The sequence below is a fragment of the Aeromonas sp. PrichA-15 genome, assembly GCF_017939245.1.
Lineage (GTDB): Bacteria > Pseudomonadota > Gammaproteobacteria > Enterobacterales > Aeromonadaceae > Aeromonas > Aeromonas caviae.
This window is the reverse complement of sequence record NZ_JAGKRH010000020.1, coordinates 1-14799: the sequence shown is the minus strand read 5'-3', so window position 1 is coordinate 14799 and position 14799 is coordinate 1. Positions and strand designations below refer to the sequence as shown.

At 59.9% G+C, this 14799-nt stretch carries 21 protein-coding genes; 8 read left to right on the top strand and 13 right to left on the bottom strand.

What is annotated here, in order from left to right; translation table 11 throughout:
- Positions 1–7: 7 nt before the first annotated feature.
- The 10 genes from npr to J9889_RS03230 form a co-directional block, all read right to left on the bottom strand.
- Positions 8–280 (bottom strand): PTS phosphocarrier protein NPr, encoded by a 273-nt coding sequence (gene npr, locus J9889_RS03275; RefSeq protein WP_010675868.1) that lies wholly within the window; start codon positions 278–280, stop codon positions 8–10.
- Between the two features lie 20 nt (positions 281–300).
- Entirely contained in the window at positions 301–1167 is an 867-nt protein-coding gene (rapZ, locus tag J9889_RS03270) for an RNase adapter RapZ (protein WP_052814447.1), read from the bottom strand.
- A 40-nt stretch (positions 1168–1207) separates the two neighbouring features.
- On the bottom strand, positions 1208–1654 hold the full coding sequence (ptsN, locus tag J9889_RS03265) for a PTS IIA-like nitrogen regulatory protein PtsN (RefSeq protein ID WP_010675870.1): 447 nt from the start codon (positions 1652–1654) through the stop codon (positions 1208–1210).
- 2 nt (positions 1655–1656) lie between these two features.
- Positions 1657–1944: a ribosome hibernation promoting factor gene (gene hpf / locus J9889_RS03260; RefSeq protein ID WP_005305957.1), complete on the bottom strand. Its 288-nt coding sequence runs from the start codon at positions 1942–1944 to the stop codon at positions 1657–1659.
- Positions 1945–1964: 20 nt separating this feature from the next.
- Complete coding sequence (locus J9889_RS03255; protein ID WP_041211850.1) at positions 1965–3404, bottom strand: RNA polymerase factor sigma-54; 1440 nt, start codon at positions 3402–3404, stop codon at positions 1965–1967.
- A gap of 65 nt (positions 3405–3469) precedes the next feature.
- Positions 3470–4195, bottom strand: coding sequence for an LPS export ABC transporter ATP-binding protein (lptB, locus tag J9889_RS03250; protein ID WP_010675872.1), 726 nt, complete (start codon positions 4193–4195; stop codon positions 3470–3472).
- Positions 4196–4207: 12 nt separating this feature from the next.
- A complete protein-coding gene (lptA, locus tag J9889_RS03245) occupies positions 4208–4726 on the bottom strand; it encodes a lipopolysaccharide transport periplasmic protein LptA (protein WP_010675873.1) in 519 nt (172 codons plus the stop codon).
- Positions 4713–5273 carry an LPS export ABC transporter periplasmic protein LptC gene (lptC, locus tag J9889_RS03240; protein ID WP_052814446.1) on the bottom strand — a complete coding sequence of 187 codons (561 nt, stop codon included), beginning with the start codon at positions 5271–5273 and terminating at the stop codon, positions 4713–4715. The genes lptA and lptC overlap by 14 nt, the downstream gene beginning before the upstream one ends.
- The gene (gene kdsC / locus J9889_RS03235) at positions 5270–5824 is read right to left on the bottom strand and encodes a 3-deoxy-manno-octulosonate-8-phosphatase KdsC (protein WP_042880203.1); all 555 of its coding nucleotides are present in this window, start codon (positions 5822–5824) and stop codon (positions 5270–5272) included. Before kdsC ends, lptC begins: the two co-directional genes overlap by 4 nt.
- On the bottom strand, positions 5824–6819 hold the full coding sequence (locus J9889_RS03230) for a KpsF/GutQ family sugar-phosphate isomerase (RefSeq protein ID WP_029314845.1): 996 nt from the start codon (positions 6817–6819) through the stop codon (positions 5824–5826). Before J9889_RS03230 ends, kdsC begins: the two co-directional genes overlap by 1 nt.
- A 206-nt stretch (positions 6820–7025) precedes the next feature.
- On the opposite strand from J9889_RS03230, the gene mlaF reads away from it, so the two are divergent.
- From mlaF to murA, 7 genes are read left to right on the top strand one after another with little or no spacing between them, the layout of a single operon-like run.
- Positions 7026–7826, top strand: a complete 801-nt coding sequence (gene mlaF, locus J9889_RS03225) for a phospholipid ABC transporter ATP-binding protein MlaF (protein ID WP_039040471.1) — start codon at positions 7026–7028, stop codon at positions 7824–7826.
- Positions 7826–8605 carry a lipid asymmetry maintenance ABC transporter permease subunit MlaE gene (gene mlaE / locus J9889_RS03220; RefSeq protein ID WP_210555966.1) on the top strand — a complete coding sequence of 260 codons (780 nt, stop codon included), beginning with the start codon at positions 7826–7828 and terminating at the stop codon, positions 8603–8605. The genes mlaF and mlaE overlap by 1 nt, the downstream gene beginning before the upstream one ends.
- A 7-nt stretch (positions 8606–8612) precedes the next feature.
- Complete coding sequence (gene mlaD / locus J9889_RS03215; protein ID WP_010675879.1) at positions 8613–9110, top strand: outer membrane lipid asymmetry maintenance protein MlaD; 498 nt, start codon at positions 8613–8615, stop codon at positions 9108–9110.
- A gap of 2 nt (positions 9111–9112) precedes the next feature.
- Positions 9113–9745, top strand: coding sequence for a phospholipid-binding protein MlaC (gene mlaC / locus J9889_RS03210; RefSeq protein WP_039040470.1), 633 nt, complete (start codon positions 9113–9115; stop codon positions 9743–9745).
- Positions 9742–10014, top strand: a complete 273-nt coding sequence (locus J9889_RS03205; RefSeq protein ID WP_134996882.1) for an STAS domain-containing protein — start codon at positions 9742–9744, stop codon at positions 10012–10014. The genes mlaC and J9889_RS03205 overlap by 4 nt, the downstream gene beginning before the upstream one ends.
- Entirely contained in the window at positions 10014–10271 is a 258-nt protein-coding gene (gene ibaG / locus J9889_RS03200) for a BolA family iron metabolism protein IbaG (RefSeq protein WP_010675882.1), read from the top strand. Before J9889_RS03205 ends, ibaG begins: the two co-directional genes overlap by 1 nt.
- A gap of 19 nt (positions 10272–10290) precedes the next feature.
- Positions 10291–11547, top strand: coding sequence for a UDP-N-acetylglucosamine 1-carboxyvinyltransferase (murA, locus tag J9889_RS03195; RefSeq protein ID WP_143238151.1), 1257 nt, complete (start codon positions 10291–10293; stop codon positions 11545–11547).
- A 163-nt stretch (positions 11548–11710) separates the two neighbouring features.
- Here the strand turns inward: murA and J9889_RS03190 are convergent, their stop codons facing one another.
- Both J9889_RS03190 and glpX read right to left on the bottom strand, forming a co-directional pair.
- Positions 11711–11962 carry a YkgJ family cysteine cluster protein gene (locus J9889_RS03190; protein ID WP_010675884.1) on the bottom strand — a complete coding sequence of 84 codons (252 nt, stop codon included), beginning with the start codon at positions 11960–11962 and terminating at the stop codon, positions 11711–11713.
- 355 nt (positions 11963–12317) lie between these two features.
- On the bottom strand, positions 12318–13328 hold the full coding sequence (glpX, locus tag J9889_RS03185) for a class II fructose-bisphosphatase (protein WP_039040467.1): 1011 nt from the start codon (positions 13326–13328) through the stop codon (positions 12318–12320).
- Between the two features lie 218 nt (positions 13329–13546).
- On the opposite strand from glpX, the gene J9889_RS03180 reads away from it, so the two are divergent.
- Positions 13547–14605, top strand: a complete 1059-nt coding sequence (locus J9889_RS03180) for a porin (RefSeq protein ID WP_029313567.1) — start codon at positions 13547–13549, stop codon at positions 14603–14605.
- 59 nt (positions 14606–14664) lie between these two features.
- Here J9889_RS03180 and J9889_RS03175 read toward each other — a convergent pair.
- On the bottom strand, positions 14665–14799 hold a 135-nt coding region (locus tag J9889_RS03175), incomplete at its 5' end, for a transposase (protein ID WP_210538105.1).

Sequence of the window (14799 nt, the reverse complement as noted above, 5' to 3'; positions counted from 1 at the left end):
AGGCGTATTACTCCTCATTGAAGCCCGAGGTGAACAGCGCCACCACGGCGGCCAGGGCCTCCACCTCTTCGGGGCCCTCCACCTGCACCTCCACCTGTTTGCCCTGGGCGGAGTCCAACATCAGCAGGCCGATCACGCTGTCCGCGTCGGCCTCGACCCCCTCCTCGTTGCGCAGCAACACGTGGGCATCGAACCCCTGCACCAGCTCGAACAGCATCATGGCCGGTCGCGCGTGAATGCCTAACTTGTTTTTGACTTCTACCGAGGCGGAAACGGTCATCTGAGCATCCTGTGGATCTGTCAGGCGGAGTTTGAACGCTTGTCCAACGTGCGATGGCGGATCTGCACGTTCTTGCCAAGCAACCGGAATGCGCTGGCCAGCCGCTCGGCGATGAACACCGAGCGGTGTTGTCCGCCGGTACAGCCGATCCCGACGGTCACATAGCTGCGATTGTTGCGCTCCAGGTGGGGCAACCAGGTCCCCAGCATGTTCTCGATCTGCTGGATGAACAGCATGACATCCGGCTGGCTGGAGAGGTAGTTGGCCACGGGCTCATCCTTGCCGGTGAAGGGCTTGAGCTCCGGGATCCAGTGCGGGTTGGGCAGGAAACGGGCGTCGAACACGAAGTCCGCATCCTTGGGAATGCCGTACTTGAAACCGAACGACTCGAACACCAGCACCAGTTCGTTCTCTTTCTTGCCGAGCACCCGGGTTTTGATGAGCTCGCTGAGATCGTGGATGCTGAGGTTGGTGGTGTCGATGCGCAGGTCGGCGGTCGAGGAGAGCGGTGCCAGCAGGTGGGTCTCTTCCCGGATCGCCTCGTCCAGCGAAAGCTTGTTGCGGGACAGAGGATGCAGACGACGGCTCTCACCGTAGCGTTTGAGCAGGGTCGCGTTGTCCGCATCGAAGAAGAAGCTCGAAAACTTGACTCGCCCCTCGTTGCGCACCTGGCTCAGCAGGTTCTCCAGCCTGTCTGCCTGGGCAGGCAGGTTGCGCACGTCGATGCTGACCGCCAGCTTGTCATACTGACTCTCCACCGACACGATCAACTGGGGCAGCAGGTTGACAGGCAGGTTGTCCACGCAGTAGTACCCGAGATCCTCGAGCACCCTCAGGGCCACCGTCTTGCCGGAGCCCGAACGACCGCTTACTACAATTAACTGCATCTTGTCCCCTCACGCCAACGTGGCTGTGTCAGACCCGGCCTCAGGCCGACGTCATGATCTGATAGAGTTCTTCGTCGCTGGTCGCCTGGCGCAGCTGGCGGCAGACGGCCTTGTCACCCAGTTTGGATGCCATCAGGGAAAGAGTCTTGAGGTGCTGCTTGCACTCGCTTTCCGGCACCAGCAATGCAAAGAGCAGGTCAACCGGTTGATTGTCGATAGAATCGAAAGGGATGGGCTCGGAGAAGGTCATCAACACGGCGGTCGGCGCGAAGGCGTCGTCAATCCGGCCGTGGGGGATGGCGATACCGGCTCCGATCCCGGTACTACCCATCTTTTCTCGCGCCAGCAGGCTTTCAAACAGGACCTGGCGGGAAGCGCCGAGGCGCTCTGCGGCCAGTTCACTGATGATCTCGAGCGCGCGTTTCTTGCTGGTACAAGGGACCGCACTCTTGGTGCAGTCCCGACTCAGTATGTGTTCAAGTTGCATAGTTATTTTTGATTTAACTTATCTTTGTGCTTGATGATCTGCCGATCCAGTTTATCCAGCAGGGTATCAATCGCCGCATACATGTCGGCATGCTGCGAATTGGCGAACACCTCTCCCCCGCTGACATGCAGCTTGGCTTCGGCGATCTGGTTCAGTTTTTCGACGCTCAACACCACGTGTACGTTGTTGATATGGTCAAAGTGACGCTCGAGTTTGGCAAATTTGTTGTTCACATAATCACGCAGAGCTTCGGTAATCTCGACATGGTGTCCGGTCAGGTTAATTTGCATAACGTCTTCCTTTTGTTTGCCTAAACCAGGCGTTTGCGCTGATTGGATGGCGGGATCAACAAGGATTCACGGTACTTTGCGATCGTGCGTCTCGCCACCATAATACCCTGTTCGGCCAGCAAATCCGCGATCTTGCTATCACTAAGCGGCTTGGCGGGGTTTTCCGCCGTCACCAGCTTCTTGATCAGGGCGCGAATAGCGGTCGATGAGCACTCTCCTCCTCCCTCCGTATTGACGTGACTGGAGAAAAAAAACTTCAGTTCAAAAATGCCGCGGGGCGTATGCATGTACTTCTGGGTCGTGACCCGTGAAATGGTCGACTCATGCATCTCCACCGCTTCCGCGATGTCGTTGAGTACCATGGGTTTCATGGCCTCTTCGCCGTACTCGAAAAAGCCCTGCTGCTGCTCGACGATGCAGCTGGCCACCTTGAGCAGGGTGTCGTTACGACTCTCCAGGCTCTTGATGAACCACTTGGCCTCCTGCAAATGAGAACGGATGAACTGGGTATCCGTGCTGCTGCGGGCATTGCGCGCCATGGCCGCATAGGCCTCGTTGACACGGATGCGCGGAGCAGAATCCGGATTGAGTTCAACCACCCACTTGCTGCCCTTCTTGACCACGGACACATCCGGGATCACGTACTGGGATTCACTCTGGATGATGCCGTTGCCGGGTCTGGGCTCCAGTTGCTGGATGAGATCCAGCACCTCCTTGAGATCGCTCTCCTTGAGGCGGGTCTTGCGAGCCAGGGTGCGGTAGTCGCGATTGCCGAGCAGGTCCATGTGTTCGCGGATCACCTCTCTGGCTTCGTCGAGCCAGGGCAGGTCCGGCGAATACTGGCCGAGCTGGATCAGCAGACACTCTTGCACCGAACGGGCGGCGATGCCGACCGGATCGAAATGCTGCACCCGCTTGAGCACGGCTTCGATCTCATCCAGTTCGACTTCTACCTCCTCGCTGCTGACTGCAGCCTGAATATCCTCGAGGGTGGCTGTCAGATACCCGGATTCGTCGATGGCATCGATAATGGCAAGGGCGATGGCAGCATCCACATCACTGAACGGGGTGAGCCGCATCTGCCACAGCAGGTAGTCTTGCAGGTTCTCGGTGGTCTCCCCCTGATAGACGCTGTCTTCCCCGTCATGGATGGGGCCTGCACTCTGGGCCGTACCGGCCGAGTAGACCTCGTCCCAGGTGGTGTCCACCGGCAGTTCATCCGGCATGCTCTCCTGGGCCATGGCATCGCTGGAGTCGAGTTGACTGGCGTCCTGTGTCTCTGCCTGACTGGTTTCCTGCGCCTCGTTCTCCTCTTGCTCCAGCAAGGGGTTGTTGTCGAGCGCTTGCTGAATTTCCTGCTGGAGTTCCAGGGTGGAGAGCTGGAGCAGACGAATCGCTTGTTGTAATTGTGGCGTCATGGTCAGGGACTGACCGAGACGCAACTGTAATGTCGGCTTCATCTACGTCGGGATATCCTTATGTTCAGCGAGGCAGTCACCTAACAAAAATGAGGGGTGCCCCCTTACTATAGACTGAATTGATCGCCCAAATAGACGCGCTTGACCTGCTCATCGGCGAGGATATCGGCCGGCGCGCCCTCGGCAATCATCTTGCCGTGGCTGACGATGTAGGCCTTCTCGCACACATCCAGCGTCTCTCTGACGTTGTGGTCCGTTATCAGCACACCCAACCCGCGTTCTTTCAGATGCTGGATGATCTTTTTGATATCGATGACAGAAATAGGATCAACACCTGCGAAAGGCTCATCGAGCAGAATGAATCTCGGCTCTGCAGCCAGCGCCCGGGCGATTTCCACCCGGCGACGCTCCCCACCCGAGAGGCTCTGGCCCAGGCTGTCGCGGATATGGGTGATATTGAACTCTTCCAGCAACTGTTCGACCTTATCCTCCCGCTCTTCGCGGCTCAACCCCTTGCGGGTCTGCATGACCCCCATCAAGTTGTCGAACACCGACAGGCGCCGGAAGATGGAGGCCTCCTGGGGCAGATAGCCGATGCCATTGCGGGCACGGATATGCATGGGCTGCAGGCTGATGTCCTGCTCGTCGATGGTGATGAGGCCGGCATCCCGCTGCACCAGGCCCACGATCATGTAGAAGGAGGTCGTCTTGCCCGCGCCGTTCGGGCCGAGCAGGCCCACGATCTGGCCCGTTCCCACCTCCAGGCTCACATCGCTGACCACCATGCGGCGCTTGTAGCTCTTTTGCAGACCCGTTGCTTTTAACACTGCCATGGCTGTTGTTTCCTACTTCTTCTGATCGGCGGGTTTGTCAAAGTTCTCCACCTGATCCGGCAGGAACACCGTCTTGACGCGCTGGGTGGGTCCCTTGCTCTCGGCAATCATCTTCTGCTTGACGATGTCGTAGCGAATGAGATCGCCGGTCACCTGGCTGTCTTCCTGCTTGAGCTGGCCATTGCCGGTGATGGTCACCAGCCGGTTCTTAAGCTCGTAGCGGATGCTGTTGCCATGGGCATTGACCGGTTTGCCGTTGTCCAGCACCTGGAAGAAGGTGGCTGGGTTGCCATACGCGGTCATGACCTCGGCGCCCTTGTCGCCGGAGCGGATCACCACCACCTTGTCGGCCTTAATCTTGATGGTGCCCTGGGTGATGATGACATCCTCGCTGAAGGTGATGCGGTTGTCCTGCATCTCGGCCACCTGCTTGACAGCATCCACATAGACCTTCTCGGCAAAGTCGGACTCTTTGGCATTCAGGGAACCGCACAGCAACAGGGCCGTGAGGGCCAGATTAACGTTTTTCATTGAAATAAGTGGCATGGCCTTTATCCAGTAACTCGAAATATTTACGTTCCAGGTGACCCTTGAGGCCAACGCCCTCGGTCTGGAACTCCTGGCTCACAATGCTGATGTGCTGGTTGCTTCTCATCCCCTGCGTCACCAGATCCAGCTCCAGATAGGAGGTATCCAGCGTGGAGATGAAGGAAGCGGGCAGCAGACCGTCCAGATGCACCTTGTCACGGAGGATCACATTGTCATCGGTGTTGAGCACCCCGGTTTCGGCCGTCAGCTTCCATTCGGCCGCGCCCTTGTCATCGAACATGTAGACCACCGGCTTGGTGAAAGTGGCCTGCTCGAGCACCTGGTAGTACTCCGCATATTCGGATTCCAGCCGCTCGGTGCGCTTGCCCTGCTCGTTGAAACGGGTCGTCACCAACTCTCTGGCGGTGAAGTCCGGTTGAAAATTTTCCGTCTTGGTGGTCGGCTCGGGGACCAGCTCGATCTCCCCCAGCTGCCAGGCCGCCAGCGCAGCCAGAAACAGCAGGCCGAACAGCACAGTCTGTTTGTTCATCGCGACGCCTCGGGTTGATAGTCAGCCAATCCCTGGGCCTGCAAGATCAGGTCGCACACCTCGCGCACGGCCCCGACGCCACCGCCAAGCCGCGTCACCAGATCCGCCTTCGCCAGCACAAGCGGATGGGCGTCGGCAACGGCGATACCCAGGCCGCAAGCCTGCATCACCGGCAGATCGATGGTGTCATCTCCCATATAGGCGGCTTGCGATGCATCCAGCCCGAGCTTGGTCAACAAGGCCTCGAAGTGGGGCAGCTTTTTGTCTGCACCCTGCACCAGGTGCTGGACTCCCAGACTCTTCATGCGATCGCTGACGATGCGGGAGGTTCGCCCCGTGATGATGGCAATCTCGATGCCCGCATTGAGCAGGGCACGCATGCCGGCACCGTCACGGGTGCAGAAGGTCTTCAGCTCTTCGCCGTTATTGCCCATATAGATGAAGCCGTTGGAGAGCACCCCATCCACATCGCACACCAGCAGGCGGATCTGCGCCGCCTTCTCGTACTGGCTGCGCGTCACCGGACCATAGAGGGTCGGTACGTCTTGCATCAAATTACTCCGGCTTTCAGCAGGTCATGCATGTTGAAGGCACCCAGCGGGTGTCTCTCCCCATCCACGACCAACAACCCGTTGATTTTCCTGGTTTCCATCAGCTTGACGGCCTCGGCCGCCATCATCTCAGGCCCTACGGTAACACAGTTCACCGTCATGACGCGGCTGATGGGGGTGTGATGGATGTCCACCTGCAGGTCCAGAATGCGGCGCAGGTCACCATCGGTGAACAGACCGGCAAGCAGCCCTTGATCGTCCACCACCGCCGTCATGCCGAGCCCCTTGCGGCTCACTTCCAGCAGCGCCTGGCTGATGGTGGCATCTATCCCCACCTTGGGCAACAGCTCGCCGCTGTGCATCAGATCGCCCACTCGCAACAGCAACCGCTTGCCGAGGGACCCGCCCGGATGCGACAGAGCAAAGTCATCGGCTGTGAAGCCACGGGCCTCCAGCAGGGCCACGGCCAGCGCGTCCCCCATTACCAGGGTGGCGGTAGTGCTGGATGTCGGGGCCAGACCGAGGGGGCAGGCCTCTTTCTCCACCTTGATGCACAGGTGCACGTTGGCCTCTTTCGCCATGGTGGAAGCCGGATTGCCTGTCATGCAGATGAGTGGAATGCCGCGGCGCTTGAGCACCGGCAGCAGGGCCAGGATCTCGTCGCTCTCGCCGGAGTTGGAAATGGCGATGATGAGATCCCCGGCTGAGATCATGCCGAGATCCCCGTGGCTCGCCTCGCCCGGGTGCAGGAAGAAGGCGGGCGTTCCCGTGCTGGCCAGGGTCGCGGCAATCTTGTTGCCGATATGACCCGACTTGCCCATGCCGGTCACCACTATCTTGCCGCCACAGCGCAGCACCATCTCGCAGGCGCGCTCGAACGCCTCGTCAAGGTACTGGTAGAGTCCATCAATGGCTTGTTTTTCTATGTCCAGCACCGCTCGGGCGCTGCGACGGAAATCGAACAATTCAGACACTTTTTCAGGCTTTACAGACATAAAGGCACAGCTCCGGGCCGAAATTTGCTGCGGGATTATAAAAAAGTCTGCCGAGATAAGCGAATCGGATGCGGAATGGGCGGTCATTGACGCAGGTTGTTACATAAAACTGTCGCGTACTTGGGGGGGAAACCCGCTCAATAGTTGTTCCTCGCTGTTGCTTAGACCTAGACTAGCCCATAAAATTCGCTCTTCATTTATACCGGATGGACAATTGTTTGAACGATGACCTGATCACCATCTCCGACCTGACCTTCAGTCACGGGGATCGGCTGCTGTACGACAGGATCAACCTGACCATTCCCCGTGGCAAGGTCACCGCCGTCATGGGTCCGAGCGGGATCGGCAAGACCACCTTGCTGCGCCTGATCGGGGGCCAGCTCAAGCCTGAGTCTGGTCACATCCTGTTTGACGGGGAAGACATTCCTACGCTCTCCCGTTCGCGCCTGTATGAAGTGCGTAAACGGATGAGCATGCTGTTCCAGAGCGGCGCATTGTTCACCGGCATGACCGTCTTCGACAACGTGGCCTTCCCGCTGCGGGAGCACTCCGGCCTGCCTGAAGAGCTGATCCGCACCATCGTCATGATGAAACTGCAGGCTGTCGGTCTGCGCGGGGCGGCCAAGCTGATGCCGTCCGAGCTCTCCGGTGGCATGGCGCGTCGCGCGGCCCTGGCGAGATCCATCGCGCTGGATCCGGATCTCATCATGTATGACGAGCCCTTCGTGGGGCAGGACCCCATCACCATGGCGGTGCTGGTGAAGCTCATCAAGGAGCTCAACGATGCCCTCGGCATCACCTCCGTCATCGTCACCCACGACGTGAAGGAGGTGCTGAGCATCGCCGACTACGCCTACATCATCGCCAACCGCAAGGTAGTGGCACACGGCACACCGGAGCAGCTGCGCGAGGAGCACAATCCCGAAGTCGAGCAGTTCCTCAAGGGATTGCCCGACGGTCCTGTTCCGTTTCATTTTCCGGCAGGCGACCTGCTACAGGATCTGTGATGTTGACAAGTCAGATAAGCAAGCTGGGCCGCCGCGGTGTGCGTTTCATCAACGCCGTCGGCCGGGCAACCATCATGCTGTTTCATGCACTGGCAGGACGACCCCAGCCACGCAAGCACTTCCCGCTGCTGGTGCAGCAACTGTATGTGGTGGGAGTGCAATCCGTCGCCATCATACTGGTGTCCGGCCTCTTCATCGGCATGGTGCTCTCCCTGCAGGGTTACAACGTATTGAAGGATTTCGGCGCAGAGCAGAGCCTGGGGCCTCTGGTTTCCCTCTCCCTGCTCCGTGAGCTGGGCCCTGTGGTCACCGCCCTGCTGTTCGCCGGTCGTGCGGGCTCCGCCCTCACCGCCGAGATCGGCCTGATGAAGGCCACCGAGCAGCTCTCCAGCCTGGAGATGATGGCGGTCGATCCGCTGCGCCGGGTCGTGGCGCCCCGCTTCTGGGCCGGGGTCATCAGCATGCCGCTGCTGGCCTTCATGTTCAGCCTGATCGGCATCTTTGGCGGCAAGCTGGTTGGTGTCGACTGGCTGGGGGTGGACGAAGGCAGTTTCTGGTCCGCCATGCAGGCCTCCGTCGACTGGCAGGACGACATCATGCAGGGCGCCATCAAGAGCCTGATCTTCGCCCTGGTGGTGACCTGGATAGCGCTCTTCAACGGCTATGATGCCAAACCGACCTCGGCCGGGATCAGTCAGGCGACGACCCGTACCGTGGTTCACTCATCCCTGGCCGTGCTCGGTCTGGATTTTATACTCACCGCAGTCATGTTTGGATAAGGGAAAGATGAAGTTCAGCAAAGTAGAATTTCTGGTTGGCGCCTTCATGCTGGCTGGCATCGCGGCCATTCTGGCATTGGCACTGCAAGTGGCGGGATTGAGTTTCAAACCGGAAGGAGAAACCTATACCCTGCGCGCCCATTTCGATAATATCGGCGGCCTGAAAGTGCGCTCGCCGGTCAAGGTCGGCGGCGTCGTCGTCGGTCGTGTCAGCGACATCACCCTGGATCCCAAGAGCCAGGTCCCCATCGTTTCCCTGCAGATGCAGAAGAGTGCCGGCGAGTTCTCCGAGACCAGCACCCTCTCCATCCTGACCTCTGGCCTGCTCGGTGAGCAGTACATCGGTCTGGCACCGGGGTTCAGCGATGAGGAGATGGGCACCAGCATGCTCAAGGATGGCGACATGATCGAAGACACCAAGTCCGCCATCGTGCTGGAAGATCTGATTGGCAAGTTCCTCTACAGCCAGTCCTCCCCGGCCAACACACCCGCAACCAAGGAGTAACCATGTTCAAGAAGATCGCCCTGATGCTGGGTCTGATGACCAGCATGCTGTTCTCCCTCGTCGCCCGTGCGGATGTCAACACTTCGGACCCCTATGCCCTCGTGGATCAGGCCGCCCAGCAGACCTTTGCCCGCCTGAAAGCCGATCAGGCCCAGGTGAAGAGCAACCCCGATCACCTGCGCGTCATCATCCGCGAGGAGCTGCTGCCCTACGTGGACAACCGCTTCGCCGCCTACAAGGTGCTCGGCAACCAGATCAAACAGACGACCCCTGCCCAGCGTGACGCCTTTGTGGACGTCTTCACCGAGTACATGGTGAGCTCCTACGCCGACGCCCTGGCACACTTTGACAAGCAGACCGTCAAGGTCCAACCCGGCAAAGCCGCCGAGAGCAACATCACCGCCGTCAACGTCAGCGTGAAAGAGGCCGGCAAGCCGGACATCTTCCTCGAGTTCAAGCTGCGCAAGAACAACAAGACCGGCGAGTGGAAAGCCTTCGACATGGTTGCCGAAGGGATCAGCCTGCTCTCTGCCAAGCAGAACGAGCTGGGTGGCCTCATTCGCCAGAACGGCATCGATGCGGTGATCGCCCAGCTGCGTGAACACAATGCCAAGCCGCTGGTGATCAAGTCATGATCCTGAGCGGTGACTTGCAGGCCCCGCAGGTCAACGATCTGTGGCAACGCCGCGTCGACTGGTGGCAGGACGACCGGCTCGAACTCGGTGCCGTCACTACCCTGGATTCCGCCGGCCTTGCCCTGCTGGTCAAGTGGGCCAAGGCGGCACTGGCACGGGGTGCCACTCCGACACTGGTGGGTGCCTCCAACGATTTCCATACGCTGGCCAACCTCTACGGGGTGGCCAGCCTCTTTCATTCAACCCCGCTCACAACTGAGGACTCATAATGCAAGTCTCTGAAATTGAAGCGATACTCCTCGAGGCTTTGCCATTGTCCGAAGTCCATGTCAAAGGGGACGGCAGTCACTACCAGGTGATCGCCGTCGGCGACATGTTTGACGGCATGAGCCGGGTCAAGAAACAACAGGCCATCTATGCCCCGCTGATGGACAAGATCGCCACCAACGAGATCCACGCTCTCTCCATCAAGGCCTATACCGACGCCGAGTGGAAACGCGAGCGTAAATTCCAGCTGCCCTCCTGATTTGGTAAAGAAGTAAACCATGGACAAATTCAAGATCACCGGCCCCTGCACCCTCTCCGGTGAAGTGACCATCTCCGGCGCCAAGAATGCCGCCCTACCCATCCTGTTTGCCACCCTGCTGTGTGACGAAGAGGTTCAACTCTCCAACGTACCGCGCCTGAAAGACGTGGGTACCACCCTCAAGCTGCTGGAGATGCTGGGCGCCACCACCAAGGTCAACGGCAACGTGACCGTGCTGACCGGCGCGGTAAACAATCATGTCGCCCCCTACGAGCTGGTGAAGACCATGCGAGCCTCCATCCTGGCCCTGGGCCCGCTGGCAGCCCGCTTCGGTGCAGCAGACGTCTCCCTGCCCGGCGGCTGTGCCATCGGTGCCCGCCCGGTCAACCTGCATGTCCACGGCCTGGAGCTGATGGGCGCGAAGATCGTCATCGAAGAGGGCTACATCAAAGCCCGCGTCGACGGCCGCCTGAAAGGTGCCCACATCCTGATGGACATGGTTTCCGTGACCGGTACCGAGAACCTGATGATGGCCGCCACCCTGGCTGACGGTCGCACCGTGATCGAAAACGCCGCCCGTGAGCCGGAGGTGGTCGATCTGGCCAACTTCCTCAACGCGCTCGGAGCTAACATTCAGGGCGCCGGCACCGATACCCTGACCATCGACGGCGTAGAACGTCTGCACGGTGGCAGCTACAGCGTGCAGCCCGATCGCATCGAGACCGGCACCTTCCTGGTGGGCGCCGCCGTGACCGGTGGCAAGATCACCTGCCGCAACACCGACCCCAGCCTGCTGGAAGCCGTACTGGTCAAACTGGAAGAGGCTGGCGCCCTGATTGAAAAGGGTGACGACTGGATCACCCTCGACATGACAGGTCGCCCCCTGAAACCTGTCACCATCAAGACCGCCCCCTACCCGGCGTTCCCGACCGACATGCAGGCACAGTTCACCGTGCTGAACGCGGTCGCCCAGGGCACCGGCATGGTCACCGAGACCATCTTCGAGAACCGCTTCATGCACGTGCCCGAGCTGGTTCGGATGGGTGCCGACATCGAACTGCAGGGCAATGTGGCCATCTGCCGCGACACCCAGCAGCTCAAGGGTGCCCAGGTGATGGCGACCGATCTGCGCGCCTCCGCCAGCCTGGTGCTGGCCGGCTTCGTGGCCGAAGGGGCCACCATAGTCGATCGCATCTATCACATCGACCGTGGCTACGAAGACATCGAGCACAAGCTGCAAGGCCTGGGTGGTCGCATCGAGCGCGTCAAGGAATAAGTTGGCTTCACCATGAGCCGACCATAAAAAGGCCCCCTCGCCAGGCGAGGGGGCCTTTTTCATGACTCCGAATGGCGGCACCCCCTTCTCCCCTTGCGGGAGAAGGGGCGGAGATGAAGGGAGACAAGCAGACACCCTTTCCCCGAGGGAGAGGGTCAAGGGCTCAGGCGGTCAGCCGCTCCAGCTCGCCGATAAGCCAGATGGCCTCCTGGCGATGGGAGCCGCACACGTCCGCCATGGGGCGAAAGCCGCCGCACACCGCCGGGCGCTCCGGCTGGCCGAAGATCTTGCACCCCAGGTGCGCATCGAGCTGCACACAGGGCACACCGGCGGGCTTGCCGTCCGGCATGCCGGGAATGGCACTGCTGATGCTGGGGGCGATGCAGCAGGCACCACATCCCTGACGACATTCCATGTGATGTTTCCTCTGTGGGGCACTGCAGTGTAGCAAGGAGTCCGGTTTCTCCTAAGCCTTATCCCTGCCCGGGCACCCTGGCGCCCTGCAGAGCGCAAAAAGCCCGGCAGTGCCGGGCTTTTTGCTGCGGGAGTCAGCACATCACAGGATGATGTCGCGTACCACGCTGTCCTTGCGATCCAGGAAGTGGATCGACTTGATGCGACGGCATGAGAGTACGTGACTTGCCGCTACCGCCATCCTCCTGCTTACAGGATGATGTCGCGTACCACGCTGTCCGTGCGATCCAGGAAGTGGATCGGCTTGATACGACGGCATGAGAGTACGTGACTTGCCGCCACCGCCATCCTCCTGCTTACAGGATGATGTCGCGTACCACGCTGTCTTTGCGATCCAGGAAGTGGATCGACTTGATACGACGGATGGTGCGCGATTTACCGCGGATCAGCAGGGTCTCGGTGGTCGCCATGACGCCGTCGCTGGTGATCCCTTCCAGCAGATCACCCTTGGTGATGCCGGTGGCCGAGAAGATGACGTTGTCATTCTTGGCCAGATCTTCGAGCTTGAGCACCTTGCTCACGTCGATGCCCAGCTCCTCGCAGCGCGCGATCTCCTGTTCACCCAGGGCGCGAACCTCGGGGCTGTCACCCTTGACCTGGTGGCGGGGGATCAGACGAGCCTGCATGTCGCCGTCCAGGGCGCGGATCACCGCGGCGGAGATCACCCCTTCCGGCGCGCCACCGATGCCGTAGAGCATGTCCACTTCGCTGTCCGGCAGACAGGTGAGGATGGAAGCGGCCACGTCACCGTCGGGAATGGCGAACACCCGCACCCCCAGGCCCTGCATCTCCTTGATCGCCTTGTCATGACGCGGCTTGGCCAGGGTGATGACGGTCAGACGGGAGAGGGGCTTGCCGAGCGCCTTGGCCACGGCCTTGAGGTTCAGCTCCAGGGCCTGATCGAGATCGATGGCGCCTCTCGCCTTGGGGCCCACGATCAGCTTTTCCATGTACATGTCGGGGGCCTTGAGGAAGGATCCCTTGTCGCCCACCGCCAGCACGGCCAGGGCATTGGCCTGACCCATGGCAGTCATACGGGTCCCCTCGATGGGGTCGACCGCGATGTCAACGGCGTCGCCCTGACCCGTGCCCACCTTCTCGCCGATGTAGAGCATGGGGGCTTCGTCGATCTCCCCTTCGCCAATCACAATCTCGCCATCGATCTGGATCTGATTGAGGATGTGACGCATGGCCGCCACGGCCGCGCCATCGGCGATATTCTTGTCACCACGTCCGAGCCACTTGTAGCCAGCCAGTGCAGCCGCTTCCGTCACTCGGGAAAATTCGATTGCCAGTTCACGTCTCATCGCATATCCAACCTTAGGAGCTCGAAAACGGGCGGCATTCTACCACAAGGGCAAACCTTTGCGCGTAAAAGTGGCGACCAGCCACATAAATCCCGGTTTTCATCCCGCTGACATGGAACCGACACGGTTTGTTCATTGCACGGTCACCCGACTGTCATCTGTCACTTCTAGCATGGCCCCGTCTTTTAAAACAAAAGCTTGCAACACAAGGGATCATGATGAAAAAGCTGACAGTAGTAGCATTGGCTCTTACCGCCGCCTTCCAGGCTCAAGCCGTCGAAGTGTACAAAAACGAGAGCACCCTGCTCGACCTCTACGGCCGCATCTACGCCGGCCAGTTCTTCGGCGAGAAGAAAGAGCTGGACGCCAACGGTGACATCAAGAACGAATACAGCGACAAGCAGGGGGCCAACCAGTTTGTCCGTCTGGGCGCCAAGGTAGAGAGCGAGATCAACCCGGGTCTCAAGGCGCTGGCCCAGTACGAACTGCAGATGTACATCAACGACAGCGAGAAGACCGTCAGCGAGAACTCCGACAACCTGCGCACCCGTCTGGCGTTCGCCGGTGTCGGCGCCAACTGGGGGACCGTCACCTTCGGTCGCCAGAAAGGGGCTCCTGGCTTCCTGGCGGACTGGACTGATGTCTCTCTCTCCGATGGTTACGGCAACGAGGCACTGGGCGCCAAGACCGACACCTTCGCCACCAACCGCGCCGGCTCCGTGCTGAAGTACTCCGGCCTGTTCAACGGTTTCCAGGTAGATACCAGCTACAAGTTCGATGGCGGTGACACCGAAGAGACCTCCAGCAAGGACAGCGATGCCGCCTACGGTGCCGCCGTGGCCTACACCTTCCCGTTCAACCTCTCCCTGGGGACCGCCTACAACGTGGGCATCCGCGACAAGAGCGGTGAAGAGGATGCCAAGCTGTGGCTGCTCTCCGCCAAGTACGACAACAAGGCCCTCTACGCCGCTCTGAGCTATGCCGACGGCAGCGACTTCCTGGCCACCGGCAAGGATCACACCGGCTGGGAAGGGGCGCTGGGTTACAACTTCGAGAGCGGCTTCGGCCTGATGGCCCTGTGGAACAAGCAGAAGGTGGAGCAGGCTGGCAAGTCTGACTACGACTCCATCGACTACTACACCCTGGGTGCCCAGTACAAGTTCAACAAGAACCTGCGCGTCATCGGCGAGTACCGCATCAACAACCTCGACAGCCATGACAGCGGCAAGCTCAACACCAAGGATGACTTCCAGCTGGCGGCCCGCTACGACTTCTAAGTCGGCAACCACCTGACGACACGGCGCGCAGAGCACTCTGCGCGCCGTTTTTTATTGGTTCATCGCGGCTTTCCGGGGAAGGCCGCCTTGATTTTCAGAAAAAAGTATTCTGAGTCCCTAAATCCATATGCCATGCGCTTTATCACTTTGATCTTGTTGTTCACCCCTTCCAGCACACTCGTGTGCATCGGGTA

What these genes read in the sequence shown, in the direction of transcription:
- npr (WP_010675868.1), bottom strand. Translation starts at nt 280, where the DNA reads ATGACCGTTTCCGCCTCGGTAGAAGTCAAAAACAAGTTAGGCATTCAC.
- rapZ (WP_052814447.1), bottom strand. Translation starts at nt 1,167, where the DNA reads ATGCAGTTAATTGTAGTAAGCGGTCGTTCGGGCTCCGGCAAGACGGTG.
- ptsN (WP_010675870.1), bottom strand. Translation starts at nt 1,654, where the DNA reads ATGCAACTTGAACACATACTGAGTCGGGACTGCACCAAGAGTGCGGTC.
- hpf (WP_005305957.1), bottom strand. Translation starts at nt 1,944, where the DNA reads ATGCAAATTAACCTGACCGGACACCATGTCGAGATTACCGAAGCTCTG.
- J9889_RS03255 (WP_041211850.1), bottom strand. Translation starts at nt 3,404, where the DNA reads ATGAAGCCGACATTACAGTTGCGTCTCGGTCAGTCCCTGACCATGACG.
- lptB (WP_010675872.1), bottom strand. Translation starts at nt 4,195, where the DNA reads ATGGCAGTGTTAAAAGCAACGGGTCTGCAAAAGAGCTACAAGCGCCGC.
- lptA (WP_010675873.1), bottom strand. Translation starts at nt 4,726, where the DNA reads ATGAAAAACGTTAATCTGGCCCTCACGGCCCTGTTGCTGTGCGGTTCC.
- lptC (WP_052814446.1), bottom strand. Translation starts at nt 5,273, where the DNA reads ATGAACAAACAGACTGTGCTGTTCGGCCTGCTGTTTCTGGCTGCGCTG.
- kdsC (WP_042880203.1), bottom strand. Translation starts at nt 5,824, where the DNA reads ATGCAAGACGTACCGACCCTCTATGGTCCGGTGACGCGCAGCCAGTAC.
- J9889_RS03230 (WP_029314845.1), bottom strand. Translation starts at nt 6,819, where the DNA reads ATGTCTGTAAAGCCTGAAAAAGTGTCTGAATTGTTCGATTTCCGTCGC.
- mlaF (WP_039040471.1), top strand. Translation starts at nt 7,026, where the DNA reads ATGGACAATTGTTTGAACGATGACCTGATCACCATCTCCGACCTGACC.
- mlaE (WP_210555966.1), top strand. Translation starts at nt 7,826, where the DNA reads ATGTTGACAAGTCAGATAAGCAAGCTGGGCCGCCGCGGTGTGCGTTTC.
- mlaD (WP_010675879.1), top strand. Translation starts at nt 8,613, where the DNA reads ATGAAGTTCAGCAAAGTAGAATTTCTGGTTGGCGCCTTCATGCTGGCT.
- mlaC (WP_039040470.1), top strand. Translation starts at nt 9,113, where the DNA reads ATGTTCAAGAAGATCGCCCTGATGCTGGGTCTGATGACCAGCATGCTG.
- J9889_RS03205 (WP_134996882.1), top strand. Translation starts at nt 9,742, where the DNA reads ATGATCCTGAGCGGTGACTTGCAGGCCCCGCAGGTCAACGATCTGTGG.
- ibaG (WP_010675882.1), top strand. Translation starts at nt 10,014, where the DNA reads ATGCAAGTCTCTGAAATTGAAGCGATACTCCTCGAGGCTTTGCCATTG.
- murA (WP_143238151.1), top strand. Translation starts at nt 10,291, where the DNA reads ATGGACAAATTCAAGATCACCGGCCCCTGCACCCTCTCCGGTGAAGTG.
- J9889_RS03190 (WP_010675884.1), bottom strand. Translation starts at nt 11,962, where the DNA reads ATGGAATGTCGTCAGGGATGTGGTGCCTGCTGCATCGCCCCCAGCATC.
- glpX (WP_039040467.1), bottom strand. Translation starts at nt 13,328, where the DNA reads ATGAGACGTGAACTGGCAATCGAATTTTCCCGAGTGACGGAAGCGGCT.
- J9889_RS03180 (WP_029313567.1), top strand. Translation starts at nt 13,547, where the DNA reads ATGAAAAAGCTGACAGTAGTAGCATTGGCTCTTACCGCCGCCTTCCAG.